The organism is Bacillus sp. LB7, assembly GCF_030449715.1.
GTDB classification, from domain to species: domain Bacteria; phylum Bacillota; class Bacilli; order Bacillales; family Bacillaceae; genus Bacillus; species Bacillus paralicheniformis.
Genome location: NZ_JASGCA010000001.1, coordinates 13,516 through 40,058 on the forward strand (window position 1 = coordinate 13,516; position 26,543 = coordinate 40,058).

Genomic DNA, 26,543 nt, shown 5'->3' on the forward strand with positions numbered 1-26,543 from the left:
GGAAAGCAAGTCCGACCATGGTGCCACTGATAGGGGTGCTTATTGCTGGATTTGGCATCAATGATATTTAAACCTTCTTTGAAGAAGGGATTATCAAAGTACTGCCAGTGGCGACCATGTTTATCTTCGCCACTTTATTTTTTGCATTTTACATGACACAGGATTCTTTGAACCAATCAAAGCAATAAACAGCTGACAAAGGGGAATGTTGTCACTTTCCATGGAGACAGCTGCAATTGGGATGATCTCACACTTAGACGGTGCAGGATCCACAACCTTTTTATTAACTGTACCCGCACTGCTTCCGCTTGTAAAAATTACATATAAGTCCTTGCTTACTGTACGACCAAGGTTAAGTGTATACATCTTACGAGTATCAGAAAGCTATTAATATAATGCCTCCATCGGATCGTTTCATGCCTCACTAAAGTCTGGAACGTTCTATCTTAACAGCATTGATCGAACTACGACTGCCATCGTAGAACGCACTGTTAAAGAATACATTCAATATTTTAACAATATTCGTATTCAAACAAAACTAAACAACCAATCACCGGTTAACTATCGGGAATTGGTTGTTTAAAGGTGTTTTTGAATCCTGTCTCAAAACGGGGGTCAGTCCCGTTCCAGCCTGCTTTTTTATTTGGACAGCGTTTTGACGATGTTTTTCAAGCTGTCACCGCGCTTCAGTTCGTATTTACCTGCGCGGATTTTAGATTCGTTTCCGGTCTTTTTCACATAATCTTTGAAGTCATCAGCAGATGAAATCACTTTTCCTTTTGCAAGGAGGTCTGCTATCTCAGCCGTGCTCATGCCGCTTTTGATTTCAAGCTTATACTTGGAATCTTTTTTTTCTGCTTCTTTCTCTTTTTTGTTTTGAGACGAAGCATCCTGCTTCAGAGCGGTCTCTTTATAATGGAGCAACTGCTGGTATTCTTCGCGTTTCAGCGAAACCTGCTGATTGTCCTTTAAATAGGTTTTGACATCGGTTTCGCTGATGTTTTGAGCGTCTTTAGAAGCTTCAGCTTTTCCGTTATCCGTCAAATAAAATGCGCCTGCAAGAACGGCGGTAGCCAAAATCATTCCTCCGGCAAATGCTTGTACACTTTGTCTGGTCATACAAGCACCCTCTCATTGTCTTTAATGATCGCTTTGACATCTTCGACAGATACGTGCTCAGCTTTTGCGATGGCGTCTACAGACATGCCGTTTTGGTATTTTGAAAGAATCTGCTTCGCAATATGCTGGCTGATTCCGGCATTTGGTCTGCGGACGACCACATTTGAATCGAGGAGCTCTTCCTCAAGCACGGTCATCTTCTTTTTCAATTTATAGATTTCCTGCATGGCGGACAGCTGAAGGGTTTCCAACTCCTGTTCAACTTCCTTGATCGGTTCTCTTTGAAAATATGAGAATGCAATCAGCGCAATACTGACAACGAGCAGCGCAATGATAGCAATTTCCACGTTCATCACCTTCAATTCTAATTTTCTCCTTCTTTTTTATACCATAAAAACGCTTGCTTCAAAAGGAGTTAATGCAAAAAATAAAAATTTTGTCGAAGAATTTTATTTTCGTTGCGCCTGCGGGGCCATTTCCAATAGGATAGATACAAACAGGGCTTAACGGGAGGGCGCACGGTGAAAAGGATAATCATCTCGAAAAAACCTTTTCAACATAGTATTCGAAGCGAATCTTCGTTTTGTAACGATATTTTAAAAATATCTTCGCCGGATCATGAAACCGTTCGGCTGAGCTGGGAGATCTCAGATGCGGCGCTTTCTGCGGCTGAAGCGGTTCTGTTTGAAAGGATAAGAGACGTCGAAAAGCGAATTCTTCTCTTTTCCGTAAAAAACGGAGAGCGGAGCGTACGGACGATCCATACCGATGCATTTAAAGGGGAAGCCTCGGTTTTTCCCGCTGCAGGCAATGCGTTCTATAAAGCGGAATACCGGATATACAATTCGCTCAACATGTCGCTGGCCGTTCTCACCTCCGGCTGCTTCTACCTTAGGGAAAACGGAATCCATTCAAACAGCAGCTGTTTTCTGTATCACGACAATCAGCAGGATTGGGCGACTCAATTTTCCGCGTATACGAGTTATTCTTTAATAGAAGGAAAGGAGCGTTTCCGTTGATCAACGTATTGCTGCTGTCGCTGGAAAATCCCCTTTTATTGAAAAGCGGAGCGGGGCGCTATGTGAAAAGTCACCTTGAACTATTGCGGAACGAAGTCAGCTTTACCGTCTGCACGACGGCTGCCGGGCAAAACAGCCATTTATGGGAAACGCTTGAGATTCCGCTTGATTTAAAAGCGTTCGCTTCTTTTGAAGAGGCGGTGGCCGCCATGAATTTTCAGATGATCAAAACCGTGCTGGCGTATAAAGGACAATTTCATTTCATCCATGCAAATGATGATATTACCGCGCCTGCCGCCGTTTATCTCAGCGAGGTGCTGGCTGTGCCGCTGATTTCCACGGTACACGGCCTTGAAAGCGGCCGGAAAACGGCAGCAGGCGAAAATGTCCACCCATACAGAGCAAGCCTCGAACGGCTTCTGTCTGAAAAAAGCGATCAAATCCTCGTGCTGAGCAGCATGATGAAGTCAGACATGCAAAAGGCGTTTTCACTTCCTTTCGAGCAAGTCCGCGTCATTCCCCATCCGTGCATAAAAAGCCGCACAGTGAAAAAACGAATGAAAAGCGCGCCGTACTTTTTTTCCTGCGGAAGGTTTGTTCCGGAAAAAGGGTTTATCGCATTGCTGCACGCCTTTCAGCAGCTTCGCAAACGGCGGCCTGATCTTGAACTTGTCATTGCCGGGGAGGGACCGCTTCAAAGCGGGATCGAGGCCAAGGCAAGAGAATTGGGTATTAAGGAAAGTGTGACAATTCTTCCTTTCCTTTGTGAAGAGGAAAGAGAGAGCTGGCTGGCATTTTGTGAAATGGCTGTTTTCCCAAGTTATTATGAACCGTTCGGCATCGCTGCTCAAGAAAGCATGGCCGCAGGCGCTGCCGTCGCCGTCGGAATCAACGGGGGATGGAACGATTTCGTCATCGATCGTGTGACAGGCTTTCATGTTGATTTTAATGATCCGGATAAGGCTGCATATGCGCTCGCAGAAATTGTCGGCGCTAAGGAGCAGCTGCTCAAGGTCGGGCAAACGGCAGAGGCTTATATATTGGATTTGCATGATCCTGGATATATCAAAAATGTATTTTTGCAACATGTGTATCACACGTCTTTATAAAAACCGTGACAAACTAAAAAAAACGCCTGGCATTCCGGCATCATAAGTGGTATTATAGATAAGTCTGAACAGAAATGATATATAGTTTGGAGGGAAAAATAAATGCGCGTTAATATTACTTTAGCTTGCACTGAATGCGGCGAGCGTAACTATATTTCTACAAAGAACAAGCGTAACAATCCAGATCGCGTTGAATTCAAAAAGTATTGCCCACGTGACAAAAAATCAACATTACACCGCGAAACAAAGTAAGCAGCAGGGATTTTCCTGCTGTTTTTCTGTTGTTAAGGGGGGAAAGAGATGTGAAGCGTTCTTTACGTAATGAGGTCAGAAAGAGGCTTGCAAACATGCCGGAACAGGAGTTTCTTCTAAAGGCGGGAGCGATTCACCGGAAGCTTTTTCAATCAAAACAGTGGAAAAAAGCGTCTGTCATTGCCCTCACGATATCCAGAAATCGCGAAGTTCCGACAAAACCGATTATTGAACAGGCACGGCTTGAAGGAAAAACGGTGTGCATTCCGAAATGTATGCCTGATACAAAAGAGATGCATTTTCGCAGCTATCAGGATGAAAGCGATCTTGAAGTTGTGTATTTTGGGCTGCAGGAACCGATCGTGCACAAAACCGGGCGGATGGAGCCTGAAGACATCGATTTCATCCTTGTGCCGGGAATTTGCTATGACCGGACAGGATACAGAATCGGCTATGGAGGCGGCTATTATGACAGATACCTGGCCGGTTTCACAAAAGATACCGCATCGCTGGCTTTCGAGTGCCAAGTGATCGATCATGTCCCAAAAGAACCGCACGACATTCCGGTTGAGCAAATTTTTACCGAAGACGCCGTTTACACCTGCAGCGGGTCTGCTGAATAATTATTAAAAAATGAGACACGATACGGTTATAGGAGGGATCATATGAGAAAAGTTACATTCATTGCAGTAGGCGTCATTGCCGCTCTTGTGTTTTTTCAAAACCGTTATCGTGTCATCAATTTCATTCTTGGTCAAAACCAGATCCGCCACTATTTTATCCATTTGATGATGAGAATTCCGTTTTTTCGCAATAAGTTTATACAGCAGGCTTTCTGAATCCCGTTTAAAAACGGGATTTTTTTAAAAGCGCTTAAAAGGCGCAGAATGACGCGTTTCCTGTTATAATGGACAAAAACAATTGTGGAGCGTCGGTATGTATTCAATCGATTATTTGTATTGGAATTTCATCGGGAACCTCTTAGACAGGGATTTTGAGCTTGTGCAGGCACCCGCTTCATTCGGAGAAGCTTGGCTTGAAGCAAGGGGGAGCGCGCCGTATGATTTGGTTCGCGTTTTTCGGAAGGATATCGATTTCAGACAGGATCTCGTTGGTGACTTGGAATCTCTTTATGAAAGAGCGGAGCGCCTGAGAGCAGCATCAAGGCAGCGAAAGCTCTCAATATTGAACGTCTATTTGTCACAGGAAGCCCCTGTAGATGAGTGTGAAGATGTTGTCAGTCATCCGGTCGAAGATAAACGGATCAGCATCGTTCCGGTTTTTATTGAGCACGCTTCGGCTGAAGAAGGCTTCCGCAAACTCGCCGTTGCATTAAACATGGGGCCGGATGAGCTGACAGGCAACATGCACGATGCCGGATACGAGAATGTGGAAGAGAAGAGAGCCGAAGTATTAGCAGCGGCTAAAGCAAGAGAAGAAGAAAGGCGGCGGGAAGCAGCTGTATTTGAGAAAGGCAAACCGATGTTTACCTGGATTTTTGCAGTGCTTCAAGTCTTTATGTTTCTGCTTCTGGAAATGTCGGGCGGCAGTCAGAATACCGACACGCTCATCCGGTTCGGTGCGAAGGAAAACAGCCTCCTGTTAGCCGGGGAATGGTGGCGGCTTGTCACGCCGATCGTTCTTCATATCGGATTGGTCCACCTCATGTTCAATACATTTGCATTGCTGTCTGTCGGAGCCGCGGCAGAAAGGGTGTTTGGATCATTCCGCTTTCTTGTTATATACATATCAGCCGGAATTTTTGGATCGATCGGCAGCTTTCTGTTCAGCCCGTATCCGTCCGCAGGGGCTTCGGGAGCGATCTTCGGTTGTTTGGGAGCACTTTTGTATCTGGCTTTTTCAAACCGGAAAGCTTTCTTAAAAACGATCGGAACAAATATCATTGTGATTATCATTCTGAACCTCGGCCTCGGTTTCACCATTTCAAATGTTGACAATGCCGGCCATATCGGCGGATTGATCGGCGGACTCCTGACAGCCTTGGCGGTCGGAATCCCCGGAAAAAAAAGACCGCTCCAGCGGCTGGCAGGCTGGGTTCTCATCTTTGTCATCGGAGGAGGAGCCCTGTACTTTGGGACACATTCAGTTTCGATGCAGGAAAATGCCATGCTGCATCAGGCGGCGAAATGGTTTGAAGAGGGAGACTATGAAAAGGTAAAAGATGCTTTGCAGGAAGCCGGCTCAAAGCAGGATGCTTCCAGCGACACTTTAAGACTGCTCGCTTATTCCGAATATCAGCTCGGCGAGTATGAAAACGCCGGGAAAAGGTTCGAGGCCGTCGTTGAAAAAGATCCATCAGACCACGCCTCACTCTATATTCTTGCCAGGCTCTATGCTCAAAAAGGCGAGTTCGCCAAAGCCGAACAGTCTGTTGAAAGAGCGTTGGCGGAAAAGCCTGATGAAGAGATGTATAAAGCGTTTCGGGACGAACTTAAGAAAGAAACCGCCCGGTAACCAAGTATGAAAAGCTTCCGTTATGTTAAAAATGGTCTTTAGTATAGACTCATTTGACGGGAGCTTTTAATATACAATGGAAAAAAAGCATGCGGTCCAAAAAAATTTAGCAAAAAATGTTGAATATTTAAATGAAAAGCTGGGGGTCGACAAAAGCTTCGACATGATCCGGCTTGATGTTGTTTATGCTGATAGAGACATGTCGCTTTATCTTGTCGACGGCTTTGTAAAAGATGATATTATGCACTACTTGCTTAAGAATCTCTCAAGGCTCACCCCTGAAAGTCTGGAAGACGATCCGCTTGAGAAGCTGATCAAAACGTACATCCCATACATCGAAATTGATACGGAAGACGACCTTGACAAAGCAGCCGCCCAGGTGCTGTCCGGGCCGGCCGTTCTCCTTGTCGACGGGGTGGACCATGCCATTATTATCGATGCGCGGACATATCCGGCAAGAAACCCGGAGGAACCCGACAATGAACGTGTCGTCAGAGGTTCAAGAGACGGCTTCGTCGAAACGATCGTGTTCAACACGGCACTGACGAGAAGGAGAATCCGCGACCGTTCCCTCAGAATGGAGTTCCTTCAGATCGGCAGAAGAAGCAAAACGGATGTCGTCATCTGCTATTTGGAAGATATCGCTGATTTGGAAAGTGTAAAAAAGCTGAAACAATCGCTTGAAGCGATCGATACGGACGCTTTGACAATGGCGGAAAAGACACTGGAAGAATATATCGGCGGCCGTCATTGGAACCCTTATCCGACGGTCCGTTATACAGAAAGGCCTGATACTGCGGCCGTTCATTTGTACGAAGGCCACATTCTCGTCTTTGTAGACGGTTCGCCAAGCGCGCTGATTACCCCTGTTACTTTTTGGCACCATCTGCAGCATGCCGAAGAGTACAGAAACAAACCTCTTGCAGGCGCCTATTTGCGAATGGTCCGTTTTATATCTGTGTTGGCATCGATCTTTTTGCTGCCGCTGTGGTTTTTGCTTTCTGTCCATCCCGATCTTTTGCCGGACGCCCTTGAATATATAGGGCCTGACAAAAAAGGGGCTCTTCCGCTGCTTGCGCAATTCATCATAATTGAAATAGGCGTCGACATGATGCGGATGGCTGCAATCCACACCCCGTCGTCTCTGGCTACGGCTCTCGGACTTGTAGCTGCTTTAATGATCGGGGAAGTGGCGGTGCAGGTCGGACTTTTCTCGCATGAAGTCGTCTTGTATCTCGCTGTTGCGGCTATCGGCACGTTTGCTACGCCGAGCTATGAGCTAAGCATAGCGAACAGGCTTGCACGAATCGTTCTCCTGATCGCGGCCGGTGCATTCGGACCGATCGGCTTTGTCATCGCGATATTCTGCTGGGTGATTTATCTGGTCAGAATGAAGTCGTTTCATGTGCCGTATTTATGGCCGTTTATCCCCTTTGACTACAGAGCCTTTCGAGATATCGCGATTCGAACGCCAATGCCGCTGAAAAATAGAAGACCCGTATTTTTGGATCCCCAGGATCCCGACCGCTGAATGTCTGTTTTCCTTCAGGAAAACAGGCTTTTTTTTGCTTGACGGCGGACAGCTTTATGAATACTCTAATGTTAGACCTTTAAAGAATGGTGAAATAAAATGAAAACAGCCTATGATGTACAGCTGTTGCTGAAACAGTTTGGATGTTATGTTTATTTTGGAGACCGCGAACTTGAACTTGAATATATGATGGACGAACTGAAAGAAATGTTTCTTTCGAATCTGATAGAAAAAGAACAATGGCTTAAAGGCGTTTCAATTTTGCAGAATGAACTCACAAAAGTAAAGAGAAAATAAAACAGGGATTAGAGGGGGAGCAGAATGAATGACAGCTGGCTGGTCGGAGTCGACCTTGGAGGAACAACGGTAAAGCTCGCTTTTGTAAGCGCTTATGGTGAAATCCTGCACAAGTGGGAAATTCCGACCGATAAATCGGGGGAAACGGTTACGGTAAGCATCGCAAAAGCCATCGACGGCAAATTGAAAGAGCTCGGCAAACCGAAGCACATCTTAAAATGGATCGGCATGGGCGCTCCGGGTCCCGTCAATACGGAGACCGGCATCGTTTATAAAACGACGAACATGGGCTGGGAAAACTATCCGTTAAAAGACCATCTTGAAGCAGAGACAGGAATAGCGGCGGTCATTGAAAATGACGCGAACATCGCGGCTCTCGGCGAAATGTGGAAAGGAGCGGGAGACGGCGCAAAGGATTTGATTCTTGTCACATTGGGAACGGGTGTCGGAGGCGGCATTATTGTAAACGGAGAAATCGTCCGCGGGCAAAACGGAGCAGGCGGTGAAATCGGCCACATCTGTTCAGTTCCTGAAGGAGGAGCGCCGTGCAACTGCGGAAAAAGCGGCTGTATCGAAACGATCGCTTCGGCTACGGGGATCGTCAGGATTGCCAAAGAAAAAATAGAAACCGGCCATCGAGATACTAGCTTGCGTGCATGTCCGGAGATCACGGCGCGCGATATTTTTGAAGCGGCCCGGGAAAATGATCCTGTTGCTTGCGAAGTCGTCGATTATGTGGCGGGTCATTTAGGAATGGTCCTCGGCAACTTGGCGAGCTCGCTCAATCCTTCGAAAATCGTAATTGGCGGAGGCGTGTCAAAAGCAGGAGAAATCCTGCGCTCAAAAGTTGAACAATCTTTCAACCGCTTCGTATTTCCGCGGGCCGGCGAGGCGGCTGAGATTGTAATCGCTTCACTTGGAAACGACGCAGGCGTGATCGGCGGCGCATGGATCGCAAAAAACCAATGGCTGAAAAGCCAGGTGGAGCCTGTTTTATAAGCATTTACGGACCGCTTTGCAGCATTGTTAACACTTTTAAGCCAATATGAAAAATGATTGATTTTTTTGTACAGACAGGTTAAGATATGATTTAGTAATTTTAGCGATTTTTCTAAAATAAAACAATATTTGGAAATTCAGTTTACGGAAACATGCGTCTTGCTGCATAGGGAGGTTTCGAATGCGAAAGTCATTTTTTTTAAAAATTTCGTTTTTGTTAATTGCGACATTGCTGATGTGGCTGAAAACGTATGTCGTCTACAAAACAAGCTTCAACATTAAAATTGAAAACTTCATGCAAGAGTTTATATTGTTCATCAATCCTTTAAGCTTTTTGCTGTTTATATTCGGAATCGGCCTGTTTTTCAAAGAAAAAAACAGGGACCGGTTTATTATCGGGGCAAGCATCGTCCTGACGTTTGTCTTGCTTGCGAACATGATCTTCTACCGTTTTTACAACGACTTTTTAACGATTCCTGTATTGTTCCAGACGAATAATATGGGCGATTTGGGAAGCAGTATCAACTCTTTGTTTATGCCGACCGATTTGCTTCTCATCGTCGACATTGCCATTTTAATTTGGCTGTACAAGCGCCAGCCTGCCAAAACAGGCGGAAAGGCGACAAGAAAGGAGCGTGCGGCTTACTATCTATTTGTCGCTGCCGTTTTCTTTTTCAATTTAGGGATTTCTGAAACAGAAAGACCTCAGCTTTTGACAAGATCGTTTGACAGGGAAGTTCTTGTGAAGAACATCAGCCTTTACAACTTCCATATCTATGACGGGCTGATCCAGTCGAAGCAGTCTGCGCAGCGTGCGCTGGCCGACAGCAACAGCCTCACGGAGATTGAAAACTATGTCAACGCAAACCGCACGGACACCAATAAGAAACTGGCCGGGATCGCCAAAGGGCGGAATGTGATCCTCGTTTCCCTGGAATCCACCCAGAGCTTTGTCGTGAACCAAAAGTTAAACGGCAAAGAGATTACGCCTTATTTAAACGACCTGATAAAGAAAAGCTACAGCTTCGAGAATTTCTATCATCAGACAGGCCAAGGCAAAACGGCAGATTCCGAATTCATCGTCGACAACTCTCTCTACCCTCTTGGAAGAGGAGCGGTCTTCTTTACGAATGCAGGAAACGAATATACGGCAATGCCTGAAATATTGAAAAACCACGGCTATTATTCCTCGATTTTCCATGCGAACAACAAAAGCTTCTGGAATCGGGATATTATGTACGATACGTTGAAATACGATAAGTTTTACGATATCAATTCCTATGATGTAAACGAAGAAAACTCAGTGGGCTGGGGACTGAAAGATAAGGAATTCTTTGAACAAACATCAGAGCTGATGAAAGAAATGCCTCAGCCGTTTTATACTCGCCTGATCACGCTGACAAACCATTTTCCGTTTGAGCTGGATGAGGAAGATAAACTGATCGATGAATTTGATTCAAAAAGCCGTACGTTAAACAGATATTTCCCGACCGTCCGCTATCAGGATGAAGCGCTTAAACGTTTTATTGAAAAGCTGAAAGAAGACGGCCTCTACGATAATTCTGTTATCGTGTTATACGGTGACCATTACGGGATTTCCGAAAACCATAACGAAGCGATGAGCCAATTCCTCGGCAGAGAAGTAACCCCGTTTGAGGAAGTGCAGCTTCAAAGAGTCCCGCTTGTGATCCACATTCCGGGAGTCACGGATAAAGAGCCGAAAGCCATTGACGCCGTCGGCGGCCAAATCGACATTCGGCCGACTGTACTGAACCTTCTCGGAATCGATTCAAGCGATCAGATCCAGTTTGGAAACGACCTGTTTGCCAAAGACAAAACGGAGTTTACAGTGCTTCGCGACGGCAGCTTTATTACGAAAGACAAAGTATACACAGACGGCATATGCTATGATAAATCGACAGGAAAGCCGTCTAAAGATAAAAAAGGCTGTGAGCCGTACATTGAAAAAGCGAAACAGGAGCTTTCATATTCAGATCAAATCATTTATGGCGACTTGCTGAGGTTTTATGACAGCGAGCGCTTAAAAAAGCAATCTGACGCCAAGCCGAAAGACGAGTAAGCTTTTCTTTTGGCGGAGAAAGCTGATGCAGCAGGCCGGATATCGTTCCGGCCTGTTTTTAATGACAAGCGTCCGTCATCAAAATCATGATCCAAGCCGATGCCGGTTATGATATAATTGATAATGATTCTCTTTATCGATATTCAAACCAGAAGGAAGGTATGAAAGGTGAATATGAAAGGAAAGACGCTCGCGGGAGCATGCTTTGTACTATTATTGATCGCAGCATTGACAGCATGCGGCAATCAAACAGAGAGCAAAGATTCTTCTTCTAAATCAAAAAGCGAAGAAACGATTACATACAAGGCTGAAAACGGAACGGTTAAAGTTCCGAAGCATCTGAAACGGGTGGTTGTCATGGCTGACGACTATTTCGGCTATTTCAAAACGCTCGGTCTCAATGTAGTGGGTGCCCCTGACAGGGTATTCAAAAATCCTTATTTCAAGGGGAAAACCGATGGTGTGACAAATATTGGATAAGGAAATTCCGCTGAAAAGGTTATTCAATTAAAACCGGACCTGATTGTCGTATGGACGACCCAAGGCGCTGATATCGAAAAGCTGGAAAAAATCGCTCCGACGGTCGCTTTAAAATATGACAGCTTGAATAACACTGAACGGCTGAAGGATTTCGCAAAAATGACAGGTACTGAAGATCAAGCGGAGAAATGGTTGGCTGAATGGGACAAAAAAGTTGCCGCGGCAAAATCAAAAATTCAAAAAGCAGTCGGGGACAAAACGGTTTCCATTATGCAAACGAACGGCAAAGAAATCTTTGTATTTGGCGATCAATTCGGAAGGGGAGGAAGCATTATTTATCAAGATCTCGGCTTAACGGCGACAAAGCTGACGAAGGGAAAAAGCAATCGACGAAGGGCCGGGCTACACGAGCATTTCATTAGAAAAGCTGCCTGAATTCGCCGGTGATTATATCTTTATAGGGCCCTGGGAATCAAGCGGAGACGAGAGCGCCGTGCTTAATACCTCCATTTGGAAGAACCTTGGCGCGGTCAAACATCAACATGTCTATAAAATCGACCCTGTCGGCTTCTACTTTTCCGATCCGATTTCATTAGAGGGCCAGCTTGACTTTATTACAGAAAGCTTAGCAAAATAATAGAAGAACTTCCGCCTATTTGGCCGGAAGTTTTTTTGCGGGCTGAAACCTTATTGAAAAAGCGTTTTTTAAGTGCAAACCGGGAGAGTTTTTAAACGAGCCTTCATCATATGCTATTGTGGGAGGGATCATTGATGGCATTCATCAACATCAAACCGGAGTTAAAGCAGAATATGGAAAGATTGTCTGATATCCTGAACATACCCGAACCGCTTTTAATCAGCGCAAACGCGAATGCAGCCGCGAACGAATTTTATTTTCCGGGAGCATCTTTTCAAGCAGGAAAAAACGTTCCAGCAGCCGAAACATATGAACAGCTGCAATTATTGGCGAATCAATACACACTTGAAGATGAACAGTGGCTGACAAAAACAGCCGTTTACGATTCAGCAGAACTGAAAAAGGAAATTGACAGATTGACGGAGTGCTTTCCGTTTGTTACTTCCCGCATCATCGGCTGCTCAACCATGGGCCAGCCTATATACGAACTGCTCCTCGGAGCTGAAAATGCCGAAAAAAAAACGCATATGAATGCCTCTTTTCATGCCAATGAATGGATCACCACTTCTGTTTTGATGAAATGGCTCAAAGAATACTGTTATCATTTATGTACAGGCCGGTCCGCTTTAGGTTTTTCACCGCTTGACATTTTTTCATCAACAAAGCTTTCCGTCGTGCCGATCGTTAATCCCGACGGGGTTGATCTTGTGCTTAACGGTCCCGGTCATCTTGGGATCGCGCGGGAAGCACTGGATGAGATGAATGAGCATCAGCCAGATTTCCGGGAATGGAAAGCCAATATAAACGGAGTGGATTTAAATAATCAGTTTCCGTCTTTTTGGGAGATCGAAAAACAGAGAAAACCGCCCAAATCCCCTTCCTACAGGGACTACCCCGGAGATGAACCGCTGACAGAACCGGAAGCGGCAGCGATGAAGGATTTAATCGCAAACGAGCCGCCTGATCGGCTTGTGGCGCTTCACACACAGGGAGAGGAAATTTATTGGGGATACAAGGGGCTGGAGCCTCCTGAATCTGCTGATGTGATCCAAACATTTGAAAGCCTGAGCGGTTATAAGGGCGTCAGATATATAGACAGCTATGCAGGATTTAGAGATTGGTTTATTCATTTTTTCGGAAGAGAAGGATATACTGTTGAACTCGGCAAAGGAAAAAATCCTTTACCGCTCAAACAATTTGACGATATATATTGTAAAAGCAGAGGCATACTTTGGGCATCCTGCTTTTTTGAAAGCTGAAACTTTTCACGGTGAAAATCGTAAATTAGACAGCCAATCATTTATGGAGGGAGAATGGCCGGTTTGAGAGTTTCGTTATGGCTTATTGCCGCTGTGATGACCGTGGCTGCGGCTGGTTGCACACCGCAGCATCAGGAAGGATCAAAAAGCGTTCATCATGAGGAGCCGGAAGGGAAAAAAGAAAGCAGTGCAGCAGTAAAAGATAAAAAAGTGATAGCGCTCAAGGACCGGCACTTTGATGAGGCGGCAGGATGGCTTGATAATGAAACCGTTATATACACCGCAACCGATCCGGTCGCAGGAAGTGAAGTCAAATCATATGATATATTTAAAGGGACGGGCGAAACGATCTACAAGACGGAAGACAGGCTGATAGCGGCGGAAGTAAACAGGGAAAAGGGCATGATTCTCATCCAAACCGCCGGAAACGACCCTGAAATGAAGTTAACTTTGCTTAATTTACAGGGGAAACAGCTGTTTGTAAAAAAATTTCGCACGCATGAACTGCAAGTGGACTGGAATCGGTTTGACCCTTATCTTTTATACGTCACAACTTTTACGAAAGACTGGAATTATGAATCGCGCCTGATTGATGCGAAAAAAGAGCAAACGGAAAAAGACATCGCACAGGCCGCCTTTGTTCATTGGACTTCCGCTGACACTTTTGAATATATCAAATGGAATGAACGGGACCGGGAAAAACCGGCTCCTGTTTATTCCTACAACACAGCGGACGGACGGGAAAAGAAGCTCGCCGGTGATGCCGTACTGCTCGATGCTCTGGGGGATATGCGGCTGATCGTAGCGCCTTCATCCAATCATCGTCAGGGCACCTACATATTTTCAGACGTTTCTTCGTCGGGAAAGAAAATTTCTTTCAGATTGCCGCTGTTCTCGGAATATGGCAGCCTGTCACCGATGGAATACAGCTACGACCCTCGGCACGAGCTGTTTTATACGTATCAGCCGAATGAGTCGGGCTCCTTGTATGATCTGATTTCCGTCAGTCTCAAAACCGGGAAACGGGAAGTCATTCGTGAAAAAGTGGAGATGCTTCCGATTACCGTATCTCCTGACGGGGATTATGCATTGTACGGTTATACCCAGGATCAAATCATTTCATTCAGCTCAAAAACAGCAGCGCCCCTTGTAACCAAGGAATAGAAAGGAGAATGGACAGTGGCCATAGCAGATGTCACCATCATACCGATCGGTACTGAGACTCCGAGCGTAAGCGCGTATGTAGCGGAGATTCAAACCATTTTAGAAGGATTTAAAAAAGAAGGCAAAATCCATTATCAACTGACACCGATGAATACTTTGATTGAAGGGGAATTAAGCGATTTATTTGAGGTAATTCAGACGATTCACGAAGCGCCTTTCCAAAAAGGCATCCACAGAGTGGCGACGAATATCAGGATTGACGACCGCCGTGACAAGAAAACGACGATGGAAGGCAAGCTTGCAAGCGTCCAGCGTCATTTCAGCCAATAAGAAAAACAGCCTTATTCCGGAATAACGGAATAAGGCTGTTTTTGTCTAAAGGCACCGGGTTTAGTGGACTGTCGGATACCCGCTGTTAATGATTGTCATGACGGTAAACCATCCAAACACTAAAAAAGCTGCCCCGCCAAATAAGATGCCAAGAACGTTGATTTGTTTAAGAGAACGAAGAACTCCAAGAGCAGATAATATCGTGACTAGACCGAAAATGATCACGAGCAACATCAATATAAACCCCCTTCGTTTGGATCCCCTGCAGTATATTTCCAATTTTATTTTAACCGTTTTCATCAAGTTTGTCGAGGACAACATGATTCATTGAAAGTTTCTCACAAAACCTTCATAATGGAACAAAGAAAGATGAATCTGAGGTGAAGAAAATGAAATGGAGAAGAATGCCTTTAGGGCCTATCCAGACGAATGCTTATATTTTATCCCATGACGACGGTACCTGCTTAATATTTGATCCCGGCAGCGAATCAGGGAAGCTGAATGCATACATAAAAGAAAAAGGGCTGAAACCTCTTGCTGTATTGCTTACTCACGCTCATTTTGATCATATCGGAGCTGTGGACAATGTCAGAAAAGAATGGAACATTCCTGTATATGTACATAAAAATGAAGCTGAATGGCTGACTGATCCTTCATTAAACGGTTCAGCACTGCTTACGGGACAGACGATCACAGCAGAAAAAGCAGATCATCTGATTGAAGAAGAGGGTGATCTTAAAATCGGCCCTTTTACGCTCCGCATGCTCTTTACGCCTGGACATTCTCCGGGCAGCATCTCGTATTATGCGGAAGAGGAAAACCTGATCGTTTCCGGAGATGTTTTGTTTCAAGGAGGGATCGGGCGTACAGACCTGCCAGGAGGCAATCAACAGGTGCTGATGGACAGTATTCATCAAAAACTGCTGACGCTTCCGGAAGAGACGCTTGTGTTAAGCGGTCACGGCCCAGAGACGGACATAGCAACAGAACAGGAACAAAACCCGTTCATCAACGGATTTACTTTGTAAAATATAAAAAAGACGATCCCGATGGATCGTCTTTTTTAATGGCCTCCCTGCCCGGGAACCATAATGAACACAGAATAATATGTAAATGCGGCAAAAAAGACTGTCAAGTAAGCACCGAAAATATAAATGTACATCCGCTCGGTCAAGTTGAGATACGATAAGAACACAAAGAATACAGTTTGACCGAAGAACAGCAGTGATGCATCTTTCATATTTCCTAAATAAAACATGACCGCAAAGATACCTGTCCAGAAACCTAACACACGGAACATGCGATTCATTTATATCCCTCCCAAAAAGCCCCTTTGATTTTATTATAAGCCAATTTATCTTGAAATGTAAACATTTTCATTTTGGGAAAATCAATTCATTTTTTACAATTTTGTGATAAGCATTTTTAAAAAATCACCTGTCACGTGTTTAAACGGAAAATATCACGGGTACTAAAACATACAAAGACAAAGTCAGTACATTTTAAGGAGGAATCATTCATGGAAGAGCTGACCTTTTATTCATACCCGAGCTGCACATCATGCCGGAAAACGAAACATTGGCTGAAAGCGAACCAGGTTGATTTTACAGAGCGGCATCTTTTCAGGGAAACGCCGAATCAGGACGAGCTGAAACATATTTTGTCTCTCACGACCGAAGGAATCGATGAGATATTGGCGACAAGAAGCCAGGCATTTAAAGAGTTAAATCTTGATATTGAAGAATTAACGGTAAGCGAAGTGCTGGAATTGTTAATTCAAAAACCAAAGCTGCTGAGACGCCCGATTATCGTAAACGGCGATAAGCTGGTTGTCGGATATAATCCCGGCGAACTCTTAAAATTAAAAAAACACACCTTACACCGTTCTGTTTCCTGAAAAAAACGAAGATTGCTGACACATTGCATGTTCAGCATATCTTCGTTTTTTCGCCTGTGTAACTGGGCTAGCTGGATTCGAACCAGCGCGTCACGGAGTCAAAGTCCGTTGCCTTACCGCTTGGCTATAGCCCAATGCGCTTACGCATAGTGTAGACAATCGATTTCGTTTTATACATAGTGATCAAAATGTCGGTCATAAAGCCGATTGATTTTAAAGGAAAACAATGAGGAGGATTGACATGGAAAACAAGCATGCAGCCCTTTATGAGTATCTGGTCAAACAGGCGGACAGAATCACCGGTGAATGGCTGTCCCGAACAGCGTCTGAAAAAGAAAAAACGGCACAGCAATATAAGGACTTTATACTGGCTGTTTCAAGGGTATTTGCCAAGGATGAACAGGCGCTATGCTGGGATAAAGCCTCCGGATGCGCCAAGGAAATTGCCTACGACAGGGCTGTCAGCCAAGTTCCGGTGACTGACAGCATAAAGGGTTTTAAAGTGTGCCGTGAACTTTTAATAGATGAAATCGAGCATTTTTCAGATAAACATGCACCGGACTGTTCGAAAAAAGATTTTTTTATCTGGAATAAACAGCTTCACTCAATGATGGATGAGGTTATTGAACAGTTTATTCTTGAATATGAGCATACGACAAAGAGCCAATTGAAGGCGCAGACCGAGATGATACGCGAACTGAGCGCACCGGTTATACCGGTATCAGAACACATCGGTGTCCTGCCGCTCATTGGCGAAATTGATACTCACAGGGCAACGGTGATCATTGAATCTGCGCTCAAGCAGTCTGCTGAGCTTCATCTCTCGCATCTGTTTATTGATATTTCCGGTGTTCCTGTCGTCGATACGATGGTTGCCTACCAGTTGTTCAAAGTCGTAGACAGCACAAAACTACTTGGCGTTGAGACGGTTCTTTCGGGGTTAAGACCGGAGATTGCCCAAACAGTTGTGAAGCTTGGCATGGATTTTTCGCATATTAAAACAGAACAGAGCCTTGCTAAGGCGCTTTGCAATAAAGGCTTTTGCATCAGTGAAAACGGCAAGGCTGAAGAGAAGGTTTAAATTTCTCATTTCAGCAGTTGGAAGCTGAATAAAATAGTCAAATCGGTATTCGGAAATTCCGTTTTTGCTTCGCATTCAGCTTGATTTGCGATTTTTAAGGACTTGATGCTTCCGATGTTTTTCGTATAAACTGCGCTTAGAAAGGAGGCGCAATGGTTTGTACACGATTGAATCATTAAGCGGAAGATTAATTGACGAGGCATATAGAATGAAGGCGTCAGACATTCATATTGTTCCCGGTGAAAAAGAGGCGGTGGTCCGCTTCAGGATTGATGATGAACTGTTTCAAAAAGACAGATTAACGAGAAATGAGTGCTCAAGGCTCATTTCTCACTTTAAATTCCTCTCTTCGATGGACATTGGTGAAAGACGGCTGCCGCAAAGCGGGGCTTTAACTCTTTATATCAACCGTCAGCCCGTTCATTTAAGAATGTCCACTCTGCCCACCATCCATGATGAAAGCTTGGTCATCAGACTTCTTCCCAAGATGAGCAGCAAGCCGCTCACAAAGCTTTCATTGTTTCCGAGTGCAACAGTTAAGCTGCTGTCTTTTCTAAAGCATTCCCACGGATTAATGCTGTTCACCGGTCCGACAGGCTCGGGGAAAACGACAACTCTCTATTCTTTAATTGAATACGCCAAGCGGCATTTTAAGCGAAATATCATTACCTTGGAAGACCCTGTCGAATCAAGAAGCGAAAACATTTTGCAAGTGCAAGTTAATGAAAAAGCGGGCATGACTTATTCTGCGGGGTTGAAGGCGGTGCTTCGCCACGATCCGGACATGATCATCCTTGGAGAAATTCGCGATGCCGAAACAGCCCAAATCGCAGTCAGGGCAGCTTTGACAGGACACCTTGTTTTATCGAGCATGCATGCGAAAAATGCAAAAGGCGCGATATACAGACTGCTCGAGCTCGGCGTTGATATGACAGAAATTGAACAAACATTGGTCGCAATCAGCGCCCAACGCCTCGTCGGTCTCGTCTGCCCGTTTTGCGGCGACAGCTGCTCTTTATATTGCAGATTGTCGAGGCCTGTGAGAAGAGCAAGCGTCTTTGAACTTTTGTACGGAAAAAGCCTCAATCTCTGCATCGAAGAAGCAAAAGGCAGGTGCGGTGACATGAAAACAGAAACTTTGAAAACGCTGATCCAGAAGGGAATAGCACTCGGATATCTGCCGTCGAATACTTATGAACGCTGGATAGGCCATGAAGATTAAAATGAGGTGGCCCGTCCGGGAACAGGCGGACATTCTGAAAAAGCTCGGAGACATGATGAAGAGCGGATATACGATTTTGGATGCTTTAAGTATGCTGGAACTGCAATTGAATGAAAGGCGAAGAGCAGATCTGACATTTGCGATGGAGAAGCTGACAGAAGGTCGACCTGTGTTTCAAGTGCTTGAAATGATCTCATTTCATAAGGATGCTGTTACCATTGTTTACTTTGCCGAACAGCACGGGAATTTGCCATATGCCTTTCGGCAGAGCGGAGAGCTGCTTCACCGCAAGATCGCTCAAACCGAAAAACTAAAGAAAGCCGCCAGATATCCTTTGTTTTTAGTTTTAACGGTCTGCGTCATTATCTCTATTATGAAATCGGCAATCATCCCGCAATTTTCCGCGATCTATGAATCAATGAACGTTGAAACGTCTTTTGCAACGACCCTCATCTTTTCGGTTTTTGATCATTTTTATCTTTTTTTCGCAGGAATGCTGTTGATTGCCGCAGCTTTATCCCTCTATTACCTGTGTTCATTTCGCCATAAACCTCCAGAAGACAAAATGACCTTTCTCATTAGAATTCCCTTGCTGGGCCAAACCTTCAAACTGTTCAACAGTTATTTTTTATCGCTCCAATTGAGCAATCTTTTGCAAGCGGGTCTGTCTGTATATGACAGTTTAAAAGCATTTGAAAGCCAGCCGTTTTTATCATTTCATAAAAATGAAGCGAAGCGCCTGATTGAGCGGCTGAAACAAGGGGAGAGTCTGGAGCAGATGCTGGCCGGGCATCCGTTTTATGAAAATGATTTGGCAAAGGCTGTTGCTCACGGCCAATTAAACGGACACTTATACAGAGAGCTGTATTCATACAGTCAATTTTTGATTGAGCGGCTTGAACGGAAAGCAGAAAAATGGACAGGTCTGATTCAGCCATTGATTTACGGGCTGACCGCGGCGATGATATTCATTCTTTATTTGTCTATGCTTTTGCCAATGTATCAAATGATGAACCAGTTATAAGGAGGACGGAACTGTGAATGAAAAGGGATTTACACTGATAGAAATGTTAGTCGTCATGCTCGTCATCTCCATCCTGCTGTTGATCACCATACCGAATGTGACCAAGCATAATCAAAGTATTCAAAAGAAAGGATGCGAAGGGTTAATCAATATGGTTCAAGCGCAAATCACGGCTTATCAAATGGATCATGACGGGAAGATGCCGAGCAGGGCGGACCTTGAATCTGAAGGTTACGTGAAGAAGAACTTAAAGTGTCCGAATGGGAAAGCAATTAAAATTTCAAACGGCAAAGCACAGGCTGATTGACGGTTATGAATCAAAAAGGATTCACGCTTTTGGAAAGTTTAACTGTATTGATGATCGGTTCCATTATGCTCTCTCTTCTCTTTGCCGCACTGCCTCCCGTTTATGAAAAAAGAGTCGTTCAGCACTTTGTCTCACAGCTTGAAGAGGATTTGCTTTACGCTCAGCAGACAGCTCTCGTCCGCCATGCGACGGTTAAGGTGCAGTTTGACTTTGCCGGCTGCCGCTATATTATTAAGCATTCGGACGAAGGCTCATCGTCTGAGCTGGTCAGGACATACAGTTGCAATATCGCGGTCAAAAAAGCGACGCTCAAACGAACTCTTACTTTTAACCCAAGCGGAGCTCCGAATCAAGGGGGGAAAATCGTGATCGATACACAGCACGCCTCTTTTGCACTGACGATCTATTTAGGAAGCGGAAAGATTAATGTGCAAAAAAAATAGAGGCTTTACAACAGTTGAAGCTGTTTCCGCGTTCGGCATATGGGTCATGATCACCATGTTATTGATTCCTATGGTTCATCAGCTGTCTTTGCAGCGCGGGACATCCGAAAAAGAAGAAGAGGCATATCGCATATTGGATGAAAAGATCAGCCGCTACACGCTGACAGGACAGTTTCAGCCTAAAGAAACCGTGCTTTACCGGAACACATCTTACTTTATTGAATGGAAGGAGCAGGGAGATGATTATGAAGTGTGCATCTCCATTGAAAAAAGAGACAGCCAAAGGCGTTGTTTCACCATTTTGCGGGCAAAAGGGATTTACCCTTCTTAATGTACTGGTTTCCTTAATGGTGTATATGTTCGTTGCAGGAACGATGGCCTCGATATTTCATCTGTTTTTATCCCCGGAAAGAAACGGTGCGGATATTCACCCACGTGAATGGACGATTACTGCCGAGCAAATATTGAAGGAGTGCAGGAATTCACTTGATATAAGAGCGGCCGGCGATCAGCAGTCATTGGAAATGACAAATCGCCAAGGTGACGTCGTTCGCTATGAGAAATATCAAACAGTTATTCGAAAAAGAGTGAATGGAAAAGGTCATGTGCCGCTTTTACAACATGTCAAACACATGAGGTTTGTGATTGAAGATCATCTGCTGATCCTTGAAGCGACAAGTTTAAGGGGCAAGTCATACCGGAAGTCCATTCCGCTCTATCATATGTAAAAGGTGATCACGTGAAAAATTCAAAAGGATTCATTTATCCGGCTGCTGTTTTCACAGCTGTGATTTGCATGCTCTGCGCGAGTCATTCAGCCATTTTATTAACGAATCAACGAATGTTTGCACAGCAAACAAAAGAATTTCACATTCAGCAAAACCTACTTCAAAATGGAATTCTCCATGCTTTGTCTCATATTCACGAAGAGACAAAAGAGAAAATTCAAAAACAACATGGCTTGATATCGTATACTGTCAATCCGGCTCATCAGCAGCTCAAGCGAGTGAAGATAGAGGTAACGACAGCTTCCGGCACAGAAACGAGCACTGAATTTCAATATGATTTGAGCACTAAGAAAATCACACAATGGAAAGAATATTAAAAATTGTGTGTCGGGATCATGAAGAATGTATAAAAAAAGATTCGCATGACAACACTTCAACTGACAGAACTCCCCAAGAGGTGATGTGATGAAAACGAACGATTATGTTAAATATATGACGGAACAGCTCGTAAAATATATGGACACGCCTAAGCAGGAAAGAAAAGAAATGAAAGAAAAACGCAAAGAATCAAAGCCGCCGTCCAGGATATATCAATGGTTCGGCATTCTTCCTCTTGGCTGTATTATGTTTTTTAAACGGCATAAATAAAGACAAGCCGCTTTCACTGCAAAGCGGCTTATTTATATTCTTCCACAACGACGACTTTGTTGATTTTGTGTGTCGCAGGTTCAAATGAAATGGTGACAAACACTCCGAAATTTTTATTTCCTTCACTCAATGTGACATGATATTGTTTGACCGCTTCATCCGCCCGCTTTCGATCCCATACTTTTTTCGTGAGACGCACTTCTGCTTCCGGATACCTCTTTTTTGCTTCCTCAACCGCTTTTTCTTCCCACTTAGACATGCGGGCTGTTTCGTAAGCCGCCGCATGGGCATTGAGCGGCCCAATGCTTGCAAGCAGCAAAAAAGAGCATAACATGACGTTTTTCAGCACGGGTCATCATCCTTTCTATCCTATTTTTTCCTTGTCAACAGTGTTTATACAAAAATGAAGAAGAAATTATGTACTTTATAAAGAACTTCAAACTTTTCGAAAAGATGAGAATTTGAGAGATTTTTTGAGGAATTAAACGAAAATGTTCTGTAAAACGAACTTAATCGACTATTTTGATAGTTTTCAAATGGTACGTTTGTTCTTTATACTCTAACTATCAAGTTCTTTAAAACGAACGAGCGAATAAAGTCATTACATACTCGCTAGGAGGGTAGTCATGATCCGATTATCTCGAACTAGGAGATGCCGAAAAAGAGCCGGAAAAAACATCATCGTTTTTCAAACGCTGCTGATCATTTATCTTTTAATTGGATTGGGGAGTCAGCTGTCACAGCATACAAACGCATCATTTCACGATGTGGAAACATACAGCATGACAATGAAAGCGGCCTCATCATTTCCTCAAGATGAGAAACAGTGGGACGGGAGCAATTTGAAGCTTCAAAAACAGACAAAGACGAAAGGTACGGTCTGTGCACCGCTGACATTGTTTGCAGAATATAAAAACCGCGGCAGCCAAATCGCCGACTCTGAATGGAAGTGGGAGCTTCATAAACTCGGCAGTGCCAGAAAGCCGCTAGAAGACGGGACTGTGATCGATAAAGGCGCGTTCAAAAAAGAAGCCGAAAAGAGCATCTACCGGATAGAGTCAAAGCGGGCGGCAAAAGGAGGGCTCTACGCTTTTAAACTGATTAAGCCCGAAGGCCATCCCGATGTGAAAAAAGGCAAGCCTTTCATTTGGTCAAATGTGATGGAGCTTCAAGACTGCAAAGAAGAAACACCGAAGCCGCCTAAAAAAGCTTCAGCAAAGCCGAAGCAAACAGAACAGACAGAAACACGGGAAAAGTCTGAACAGGACATAGAGAAAACACCAAAGAGCAGTGAATCCGTAGATAAAGAAAATAGAAAAGAAGAAAATTCATTAGAAAGCGGGGAAGCGTCATGAAACATGTGATGAAATGGGTCAGCAATATCTTATATGTGATTATTTTCACACTCATCATCGCCGCGGTCATCGTCGTGATTTCGACAAAGTCGTCCGGCGGAGAGCCGCAACTCTTCGGCTATCAATTGAAAACGGTTTTATCCGGTTCGATGGAGCCGGAGTTTAAAACAGGTTCTGTGATAGCCGTTCAAAAGATTGAAAATCCCGGGTCTTTGAAAAAGGGAGATATCATTACATTCATGCAAGACGAAAACACCATGGTTACCCACCGAATTATCGGTATAACAAAAAATAAATCAAATCTCATGTTTAAAACAAAGGGTGACAATAACCAAAACCCTGATTCCGATCCGGTGCTGGCGGAAAATGTTGTCGCTAAGTATTCGGGCATTACGGTTCCGTATGCCGGGTATTTGCTGGATTTTGCAAGTAAACCGATCGGCACAGCCATATTGCTGATCGTGCCGGGACTCTTGTTGATTCTTTATGCAGTGATTACTGTATCCGCGGCTTTAAGAGAGATTGACCAAAAAACTAAAGCAATTGAAGCCGCCGGGAAAGATCAATCAGTTTCCATGTAATCTTCGTTGGTCACCTGAACATTCAGGTCTCCATATATACAGATTTTCTTATTATAAAAGGAGGAGTTATCAATGGGTACAAAGAAAAAACTCGGATTAGGCGTTGCGTCTGCTGCGCTTGGACTGGCATTAGTAGGAGGAGGAACTTGGGCTGCGTTTAACGACATCGAAACAACTCAAGCAACTTATGCAGCAGGTACGCTTGACCTGAATGCGAAAGATACATCTGCAAGGGTGAACTTGTCCAACTTAAAACCTGGCGACAAATTCACTAAAGATTTCGAATTCAAAAATGACGGATCACTTGCGATTAAAGAAGTGCTTATGCAGCTTGGGTACAGCAATTTCGTTGACGGAAACACGAAAAACGGCGGGAAGAACTCTGCTGAAGACTTCCTGAAACAATTTAAAGTCAGCGTTCTGACTGTCGGAGTTGAAGGCGGAAACGGCTATCCTAAAAACATCATTTTAGATGAAGCCAACCTTTATGATCTGTACAATATGTCCGCGAAAAAAGATAAGGCTGCGTATGAAAAAGTGAAAAAAGCAATCCAGCCAGAGTTTCTGCATGACAATGGCAAAATCAATGTAGCGACAATCAATGGAAAAACGGCGCCTGAATACGACGGCATTCCAAAAGATCCATATGACTTTGACAAAGTTCAATTGGTGATTGAGTTCGTCAATGACAAAACAACAGACGCCAATGGCAGAATGGTACAGAACAAATATCAAGGAGATTCTGTGCAGCTTGACTTCTCATTCGAAGGTACTCAATGGAACGGCTTGACAATCGACGGCAAAAAACATGCCGATGAAAAAGGTTATGTAAAAGAGAACGAAAGAGCGCACAGTGAAGATAAATAATGGTGCAATTTAAAAAACGGATCTATATGATCCGTTTTTTTATGTTCATGAGGAATCGGCTTATTCAGCGTAAAAAATGCCAAAGGGAGTAAGATATGTTTCCCTTACTCCTTTTCCTGTCTTTTCTTCCACTTTTGATAATCTAAAAATTCTCGAAATTGTTTTTTAGAAACCCCTGATGCCATAGCGTCACGAACTAGATTTTCCCATTCACTATCTAATTGACCATCGTATTCGGTTTCATCTTTCTCATCGAGCAGGGTATGAACCGAGACGTCCAGAACAGCGGAGACTTTTTCTAGAAATTGAATGGAGGGGTTTGTTTGCAAGTTTCTTTCTATTGAACTTAAATAAGACTTCGCTACCCCAGCCTTTTCAGCTAGTTCAGATAGTGAGTAGCCTTTTTCTTTTCGATATTGTTTAATACGCTGGCCAATCAATGTCATCACCTTCCTTTCGATATTATAGCACATTCAGAAAGGATTTATTGAATGACTTCTTTCAATTGATGCGGAAGGTTTTGAAGACTTCTTATCCAAATTGAGAAAAATACGTATATCCTCTGGACTAATGCCTTGTTCAAGAGCGTGTTTAATCAGTTCTGTCCACTCCTCATCCAATTCTTCTTTCTCATTTTTATCTTTATTCATACATTTCCCCCCCAAAATACTTGATTATGTATTTCAGACAACCGTGTTGTGATAAACAAAGATAAACCCCGAGACTCAACACTTTACCAACCTTGTCCAAATGGTGTTACGAAAGTTCCTCCTATCTCTTTAGTTCTATTATAAGTCCAGCTCGCTGAATAAAAACAAGAATGGTGTCGAATCGGAAAAATTATCCTGAATTTTTTTTGTGCAAGTAAAATAACCCCCCGTTTTGAACTTTAATATCGATTTTAGGTTCGTAAAGCGTTTGGAGTGCCTTTTTCTCAATTTCGTATTCCTCCGGTTTTTCTTCAGTATCCTCATAAAATTGGTTTAAAAGTGACAGGTCGTTATTCCAACGTTTCAGGGAAGCTTCAGCCCAATCAAGCGGCTCGCTTCTGGCCGCCTGTTCGATATAGCGCTCAAGCCGTTTAATGCCGCTTTCCGGCTTAATCAACGGCGACATCGTGTAGCAGTAGTCAGAGATCTGTGAAGAGAGCTCGCGGGCCTCCATTTGTTCTTGAAACGATTCGACCAGCTGACCGCTGATTAAATGAAGGCCGAGAGACAAAAGCTTATCTTTTTTCATGTCGGATTGGTACGAGATCGTCACATTCATGCCGAGCCACGGTTCCAGGGAAATATGGGGTCCATCGGAACGGATTTTCTCATAAAGGCGAATAAATTTGCCGTTTTTTTGCACGGCCTGGAAAATTTGAAAAAGTCTTGGTGATCCAAAATGAATAAACTCACCTTCGATATCGGAAGGGGCCTCGTCTTCATTCGTGATCAGCGTGATTTTCATCGGATTAGGCTCTCCCCCCGTCTTTTCGAGCCAGTGCCAGTAAAACGGCCTGTTCATAATCTGTTTATCGACTTCAACAGTCAGCTGCACGGTCATGTGGCCTGAACTCTTGTCGATGATCGTGCAGCTGTTTGCGATGAAAAAGCGTTCTAAAAACAGGTATATTTCTTCCTGACGCATTTGA

Annotated in this window: 35 protein-coding genes, 1 tRNA gene and 2 pseudogenes; 29 read left to right on the forward strand and 9 right to left on the reverse strand. The window is 44.1% G+C overall.

Annotated elements, in window-relative coordinates; genetic code table 11:
* Positions 1 to 356 precede the first annotated feature (356 nt).
* A pseudogene (locus QMZ64_RS00075) lies at positions 357 to 583 on the forward strand (IS3 family transposase); the annotation flags it as partial.
* 56 nt (positions 584 to 639) lie between these two features.
* On the opposite strand, the gene QMZ64_RS00080 reads toward QMZ64_RS00075, so the two are convergent.
* Both QMZ64_RS00080 and QMZ64_RS00085 read right to left on the reverse strand, forming a co-directional pair.
* Positions 640 to 1,119, reverse strand: a complete 480-nt coding sequence (locus QMZ64_RS00080) for an endolytic transglycosylase MltG (protein ID WP_023855204.1) — start codon at positions 1,117 to 1,119, stop codon at positions 640 to 642.
* Positions 1,116 to 1,466, reverse strand: coding sequence for a hypothetical protein (locus QMZ64_RS00085; protein WP_011198121.1), 351 nt, complete (start codon positions 1,464 to 1,466; stop codon positions 1,116 to 1,118). The genes QMZ64_RS00080 and QMZ64_RS00085 overlap by 4 nt, the downstream gene beginning before the upstream one ends.
* 174 nt (positions 1,467 to 1,640) lie before the next feature.
* On the opposite strand from QMZ64_RS00085, the gene QMZ64_RS00090 reads away from it, so the two are divergent.
* The 14 genes and pseudogenes from QMZ64_RS00090 to QMZ64_RS00155 all read left to right on the forward strand — a co-directional run bounded on the left by QMZ64_RS00090 (position 1,641) and on the right by QMZ64_RS00155 (position 14,751).
* Positions 1,641 to 2,138, forward strand: a complete 498-nt coding sequence (locus QMZ64_RS00090; RefSeq protein ID WP_301441060.1) for a hypothetical protein — start codon at positions 1,641 to 1,643, stop codon at positions 2,136 to 2,138.
* The gene (locus tag QMZ64_RS00095; RefSeq protein ID WP_301441061.1) at positions 2,135 to 3,247 is read left to right on the forward strand and encodes a glycosyltransferase family 4 protein; all 1,113 of its coding nucleotides are present in this window, start codon (positions 2,135 to 2,137) and stop codon (positions 3,245 to 3,247) included. The genes QMZ64_RS00090 and QMZ64_RS00095 overlap by 4 nt, the downstream gene beginning before the upstream one ends.
* Positions 3,248 to 3,349: 102 nt before the next feature.
* The gene (gene rpmG, locus QMZ64_RS00100) at positions 3,350 to 3,499 is read left to right on the forward strand and encodes a 50S ribosomal protein L33 (protein WP_003183500.1); all 150 of its coding nucleotides are present in this window, start codon (positions 3,350 to 3,352) and stop codon (positions 3,497 to 3,499) included.
* A 50-nt stretch (positions 3,500 to 3,549) separates the two neighbouring features.
* Positions 3,550 to 4,122, forward strand: coding sequence for a 5-formyltetrahydrofolate cyclo-ligase (locus tag QMZ64_RS00105; RefSeq protein WP_243943126.1), 573 nt, complete (start codon positions 3,550 to 3,552; stop codon positions 4,120 to 4,122).
* Between the two features lie 42 nt (positions 4,123 to 4,164).
* Entirely contained in the window at positions 4,165 to 4,338 is a 174-nt protein-coding gene (locus QMZ64_RS00110) for a hypothetical protein (protein ID WP_020452191.1), read from the forward strand.
* Positions 4,339 to 4,435: 97 nt separating this feature from the next.
* On the forward strand, positions 4,436 to 5,974 hold the full coding sequence (locus tag QMZ64_RS00115) for a rhomboid family intramembrane serine protease (RefSeq protein ID WP_301441062.1): 1,539 nt from the start codon (positions 4,436 to 4,438) through the stop codon (positions 5,972 to 5,974).
* Positions 5,975 to 6,050: 76 nt separating this feature from the next.
* A complete protein-coding gene (locus tag QMZ64_RS00120; RefSeq protein WP_243943130.1) occupies positions 6,051 to 7,505 on the forward strand; it encodes a spore germination protein in 1,455 nt (484 codons plus the stop codon).
* Between the two features lie 99 nt (positions 7,506 to 7,604).
* Entirely contained in the window at positions 7,605 to 7,802 is a 198-nt protein-coding gene (locus tag QMZ64_RS00125; protein WP_020452188.1) for a YqgQ family protein, read from the forward strand.
* 24 nt (positions 7,803 to 7,826) lie between these two features.
* A complete protein-coding gene (locus QMZ64_RS00130; RefSeq protein ID WP_301441063.1) occupies positions 7,827 to 8,801 on the forward strand; it encodes an ROK family glucokinase in 975 nt (324 codons plus the stop codon).
* A 181-nt stretch (positions 8,802 to 8,982) separates the two neighbouring features.
* Positions 8,983 to 10,881 (forward strand): LTA synthase family protein, encoded by a 1,899-nt coding sequence (locus QMZ64_RS00135; protein ID WP_265626321.1) that lies wholly within the window; start codon positions 8,983 to 8,985, stop codon positions 10,879 to 10,881.
* Positions 10,882 to 11,055: 174 nt separating this feature from the next.
* Positions 11,056 to 11,998, forward strand: a pseudogene (locus tag QMZ64_RS00140) (iron-hydroxamate ABC transporter substrate-binding protein).
* 134 nt (positions 11,999 to 12,132) lie between these two features.
* Positions 12,133 to 13,257: a M14 family metallopeptidase gene (locus QMZ64_RS00145; protein ID WP_265626322.1), complete on the forward strand. Its 1,125-nt coding sequence runs from the start codon at positions 12,133 to 12,135 to the stop codon at positions 13,255 to 13,257.
* 54 nt (positions 13,258 to 13,311) lie between these two features.
* Positions 13,312 to 14,421 (forward strand): YqgU-like beta propeller domain-containing protein, encoded by a 1,110-nt coding sequence (locus QMZ64_RS00150; RefSeq protein ID WP_265626323.1) that lies wholly within the window; start codon positions 13,312 to 13,314, stop codon positions 14,419 to 14,421.
* 15 nt (positions 14,422 to 14,436) lie between these two features.
* Positions 14,437 to 14,751: an MTH1187 family thiamine-binding protein gene (locus tag QMZ64_RS00155; RefSeq protein ID WP_075752339.1), complete on the forward strand. Its 315-nt coding sequence runs from the start codon at positions 14,437 to 14,439 to the stop codon at positions 14,749 to 14,751.
* Positions 14,752 to 14,811: 60 nt separating this feature from the next.
* Here the strand turns inward: QMZ64_RS00155 and QMZ64_RS00160 are convergent, their stop codons facing one another.
* Complete coding sequence (locus tag QMZ64_RS00160; protein WP_003183486.1) at positions 14,812 to 14,985, reverse strand: DUF2759 domain-containing protein; 174 nt, start codon at positions 14,983 to 14,985, stop codon at positions 14,812 to 14,814.
* Positions 14,986 to 15,140: 155 nt separating this feature from the next.
* Between QMZ64_RS00160 and QMZ64_RS00165 the strand changes: the two genes are divergently transcribed.
* Positions 15,141 to 15,779: an MBL fold metallo-hydrolase gene (locus QMZ64_RS00165; RefSeq protein ID WP_265626325.1), complete on the forward strand. Its 639-nt coding sequence runs from the start codon at positions 15,141 to 15,143 to the stop codon at positions 15,777 to 15,779.
* 35 nt (positions 15,780 to 15,814) lie between these two features.
* On the opposite strand, the gene QMZ64_RS00170 is transcribed toward QMZ64_RS00165, so the two are convergent.
* Entirely contained in the window at positions 15,815 to 16,060 is a 246-nt protein-coding gene (locus QMZ64_RS00170; protein ID WP_020452180.1) for a DUF2626 domain-containing protein, read from the reverse strand.
* Between the two features lie 210 nt (positions 16,061 to 16,270).
* On the opposite strand from QMZ64_RS00170, the gene QMZ64_RS00175 reads away from it, so the two are divergent.
* A complete protein-coding gene (locus QMZ64_RS00175) occupies positions 16,271 to 16,648 on the forward strand; it encodes a Spx/MgsR family RNA polymerase-binding regulatory protein (protein WP_003183482.1) in 378 nt (125 codons plus the stop codon).
* Between the two features lie 62 nt (positions 16,649 to 16,710).
* Here the strand turns inward: QMZ64_RS00175 and QMZ64_RS00180 are convergent.
* Positions 16,711 to 16,782 (reverse strand) — tRNA-Gln (locus QMZ64_RS00180).
* Between the two features lie 107 nt (positions 16,783 to 16,889).
* Between QMZ64_RS00180 and QMZ64_RS00185 the strand changes: the two genes are divergently transcribed.
* The 9 genes from QMZ64_RS00185 to QMZ64_RS00225 all read left to right on the forward strand — a co-directional run bounded on the left by QMZ64_RS00185 (position 16,890) and on the right by QMZ64_RS00225 (position 22,101).
* A complete protein-coding gene (locus QMZ64_RS00185) occupies positions 16,890 to 17,729 on the forward strand; it encodes an STAS domain-containing protein (RefSeq protein ID WP_265626326.1) in 840 nt (279 codons plus the stop codon).
* Between the two features lie 157 nt (positions 17,730 to 17,886).
* Positions 17,887 to 18,951: a competence type IV pilus ATPase ComGA gene (comGA, locus tag QMZ64_RS00190; RefSeq protein ID WP_265626327.1), complete on the forward strand. Its 1,065-nt coding sequence runs from the start codon at positions 17,887 to 17,889 to the stop codon at positions 18,949 to 18,951.
* Positions 18,941 to 19,975, forward strand: coding sequence for a competence type IV pilus assembly protein ComGB (comGB, locus tag QMZ64_RS00195; RefSeq protein WP_265626330.1), 1,035 nt, complete (start codon positions 18,941 to 18,943; stop codon positions 19,973 to 19,975). Before comGA ends, comGB begins: the two co-directional genes overlap by 11 nt.
* Before the next feature lie 13 nt (positions 19,976 to 19,988).
* Entirely contained in the window at positions 19,989 to 20,282 is a 294-nt protein-coding gene (gene comGC, locus QMZ64_RS00200; RefSeq protein WP_165427561.1) for a competence type IV pilus major pilin ComGC, read from the forward strand.
* Between the two features lie 5 nt (positions 20,283 to 20,287).
* Complete coding sequence (gene comGD / locus QMZ64_RS00205) at positions 20,288 to 20,725, forward strand: competence type IV pilus minor pilin ComGD (protein WP_301441064.1); 438 nt, start codon at positions 20,288 to 20,290, stop codon at positions 20,723 to 20,725.
* A complete protein-coding gene (gene comGE, locus QMZ64_RS00210) occupies positions 20,709 to 21,056 on the forward strand; it encodes a competence type IV pilus minor pilin ComGE (RefSeq protein ID WP_243943148.1) in 348 nt (115 codons plus the stop codon). Before comGD ends, comGE begins: the two co-directional genes overlap by 17 nt.
* On the forward strand, positions 20,989 to 21,453 hold the full coding sequence (gene comGF / locus QMZ64_RS00215; RefSeq protein ID WP_265626335.1) for a competence type IV pilus minor pilin ComGF: 465 nt from the start codon (positions 20,989 to 20,991) through the stop codon (positions 21,451 to 21,453). The genes comGE and comGF overlap by 68 nt, the downstream gene beginning before the upstream one ends.
* An 11-nt stretch (positions 21,454 to 21,464) precedes the next feature.
* Positions 21,465 to 21,830 (forward strand): competence type IV pilus minor pilin ComGG, encoded by a 366-nt coding sequence (comGG, locus tag QMZ64_RS00220; protein WP_265626336.1) that lies wholly within the window; start codon positions 21,465 to 21,467, stop codon positions 21,828 to 21,830.
* Between the two features lie 88 nt (positions 21,831 to 21,918).
* On the forward strand, positions 21,919 to 22,101 hold the full coding sequence (locus QMZ64_RS00225) for a YqzE family protein (RefSeq protein ID WP_020452171.1): 183 nt from the start codon (positions 21,919 to 21,921) through the stop codon (positions 22,099 to 22,101).
* A gap of 28 nt (positions 22,102 to 22,129) precedes the next feature.
* On the opposite strand, the gene QMZ64_RS00230 is transcribed toward QMZ64_RS00225, so the two are convergent.
* On the reverse strand, positions 22,130 to 22,450 hold the full coding sequence (locus QMZ64_RS00230; protein ID WP_165427557.1) for a YqzG/YhdC family protein: 321 nt from the start codon (positions 22,448 to 22,450) through the stop codon (positions 22,130 to 22,132).
* 277 nt (positions 22,451 to 22,727) lie between these two features.
* On the opposite strand from QMZ64_RS00230, the gene tapA reads away from it, so the two are divergent.
* The 3 genes from tapA (at position 22,728) to tasA (ending at position 24,904) form a co-directional block, all read left to right on the forward strand.
* On the forward strand, positions 22,728 to 23,456 hold the full coding sequence (gene tapA, locus QMZ64_RS00235; RefSeq protein ID WP_265626339.1) for an amyloid fiber anchoring/assembly protein TapA: 729 nt from the start codon (positions 22,728 to 22,730) through the stop codon (positions 23,454 to 23,456).
* Complete coding sequence (gene sipW / locus QMZ64_RS00240) at positions 23,453 to 24,037, forward strand: signal peptidase I SipW (RefSeq protein WP_075752363.1); 585 nt, start codon at positions 23,453 to 23,455, stop codon at positions 24,035 to 24,037. The genes tapA and sipW overlap by 4 nt, the downstream gene beginning before the upstream one ends.
* Before the next feature lie 72 nt (positions 24,038 to 24,109).
* Positions 24,110 to 24,904, forward strand: coding sequence for a biofilm matrix protein TasA (gene tasA, locus QMZ64_RS00245; protein ID WP_265626340.1), 795 nt, complete (start codon positions 24,110 to 24,112; stop codon positions 24,902 to 24,904).
* Between the two features lie 104 nt (positions 24,905 to 25,008).
* Here tasA and sinR read toward each other — a convergent pair whose 3' ends face one another.
* From sinR to QMZ64_RS00260, 3 genes are all read right to left on the reverse strand, one after another.
* Entirely contained in the window at positions 25,009 to 25,344 is a 336-nt protein-coding gene (gene sinR, locus QMZ64_RS00250) for a transcriptional regulator SinR (protein WP_006637528.1), read from the reverse strand.
* Positions 25,345 to 25,377: 33 nt separating this feature from the next.
* Positions 25,378 to 25,554 (reverse strand): anti-repressor SinI, encoded by a 177-nt coding sequence (sinI, locus tag QMZ64_RS00255; RefSeq protein ID WP_243943156.1) that lies wholly within the window; start codon positions 25,552 to 25,554, stop codon positions 25,378 to 25,380.
* Positions 25,555 to 25,744: 190 nt separating this feature from the next.
* Positions 25,745 to 26,539 (reverse strand): YqhG family protein, encoded by a 795-nt coding sequence (locus tag QMZ64_RS00260; protein WP_265626343.1) that lies wholly within the window; start codon positions 26,537 to 26,539, stop codon positions 25,745 to 25,747.
* Between the last annotated feature and the right edge of the window lie 4 nt (positions 26,540 to 26,543).

What these genes read in the sequence shown, in the direction of transcription:
- QMZ64_RS00160 (WP_003183486.1), bottom strand. Translation starts at nt 14,985, where the DNA reads ATGTTGCTCGTGATCATTTTCGGTCTAGTCACGATATTATCTGCTCTT.
- comGB (WP_265626330.1), top strand. Translation starts at nt 18,941, where the DNA reads ATGAAGATTAAAATGAGGTGGCCCGTCCGGGAACAGGCGGACATTCTG.
- QMZ64_RS00260 (WP_265626343.1), bottom strand. Translation starts at nt 26,539, where the DNA reads ATGCGTCAGGAAGAAATATACCTGTTTTTAGAACGCTTTTTCATCGCA.
- QMZ64_RS00225 (WP_020452171.1), top strand. Translation starts at nt 21,919, where the DNA reads ATGAAAACGAACGATTATGTTAAATATATGACGGAACAGCTCGTAAAA.
- QMZ64_RS00175 (WP_003183482.1), top strand. Translation starts at nt 16,271, where the DNA reads ATGGAAGAGCTGACCTTTTATTCATACCCGAGCTGCACATCATGCCGG.
- QMZ64_RS00080 (WP_023855204.1), bottom strand. Translation starts at nt 1,119, where the DNA reads ATGACCAGACAAAGTGTACAAGCATTTGCCGGAGGAATGATTTTGGCT.
- sipW (WP_075752363.1), top strand. Translation starts at nt 23,453, where the DNA reads ATGAAACATGTGATGAAATGGGTCAGCAATATCTTATATGTGATTATT.
- QMZ64_RS00145 (WP_265626322.1), top strand. Translation starts at nt 12,133, where the DNA reads ATGGCATTCATCAACATCAAACCGGAGTTAAAGCAGAATATGGAAAGA.
- tasA (WP_265626340.1), top strand. Translation starts at nt 24,110, where the DNA reads ATGGGTACAAAGAAAAAACTCGGATTAGGCGTTGCGTCTGCTGCGCTT.
- sinI (WP_243943156.1), bottom strand. Translation starts at nt 25,554, where the DNA reads ATGAATAAAGATAAAAATGAGAAAGAAGAATTGGATGAGGAGTGGACA.
- QMZ64_RS00115 (WP_301441062.1), top strand. Translation starts at nt 4,436, where the DNA reads ATGTATTCAATCGATTATTTGTATTGGAATTTCATCGGGAACCTCTTA.
- QMZ64_RS00125 (WP_020452188.1), top strand. Translation starts at nt 7,605, where the DNA reads ATGAAAACAGCCTATGATGTACAGCTGTTGCTGAAACAGTTTGGATGT.
- comGE (WP_243943148.1), top strand. Translation starts at nt 20,709, where the DNA reads ATGTGCAAAAAAAATAGAGGCTTTACAACAGTTGAAGCTGTTTCCGCG.
- comGD (WP_301441064.1), top strand. Translation starts at nt 20,288, where the DNA reads ATGAATCAAAAAGGATTCACGCTTTTGGAAAGTTTAACTGTATTGATG.
- QMZ64_RS00130 (WP_301441063.1), top strand. Translation starts at nt 7,827, where the DNA reads ATGAATGACAGCTGGCTGGTCGGAGTCGACCTTGGAGGAACAACGGTA.
- QMZ64_RS00165 (WP_265626325.1), top strand. Translation starts at nt 15,141, where the DNA reads ATGAAATGGAGAAGAATGCCTTTAGGGCCTATCCAGACGAATGCTTAT.
- QMZ64_RS00135 (WP_265626321.1), top strand. Translation starts at nt 8,983, where the DNA reads ATGCGAAAGTCATTTTTTTTAAAAATTTCGTTTTTGTTAATTGCGACA.
- QMZ64_RS00170 (WP_020452180.1), bottom strand. Translation starts at nt 16,060, where the DNA reads ATGAATCGCATGTTCCGTGTGTTAGGTTTCTGGACAGGTATCTTTGCG.
- QMZ64_RS00150 (WP_265626323.1), top strand. Translation starts at nt 13,312, where the DNA reads ATGGCCGGTTTGAGAGTTTCGTTATGGCTTATTGCCGCTGTGATGACC.
- tapA (WP_265626339.1), top strand. Translation starts at nt 22,728, where the DNA reads ATGATCCGATTATCTCGAACTAGGAGATGCCGAAAAAGAGCCGGAAAA.
- rpmG (WP_003183500.1), top strand. Translation starts at nt 3,350, where the DNA reads ATGCGCGTTAATATTACTTTAGCTTGCACTGAATGCGGCGAGCGTAAC.
- QMZ64_RS00120 (WP_243943130.1), top strand. Translation starts at nt 6,051, where the DNA reads ATGGAAAAAAAGCATGCGGTCCAAAAAAATTTAGCAAAAAATGTTGAA.
- QMZ64_RS00110 (WP_020452191.1), top strand. Translation starts at nt 4,165, where the DNA reads ATGAGAAAAGTTACATTCATTGCAGTAGGCGTCATTGCCGCTCTTGTG.
- QMZ64_RS00185 (WP_265626326.1), top strand. Translation starts at nt 16,890, where the DNA reads ATGGAAAACAAGCATGCAGCCCTTTATGAGTATCTGGTCAAACAGGCG.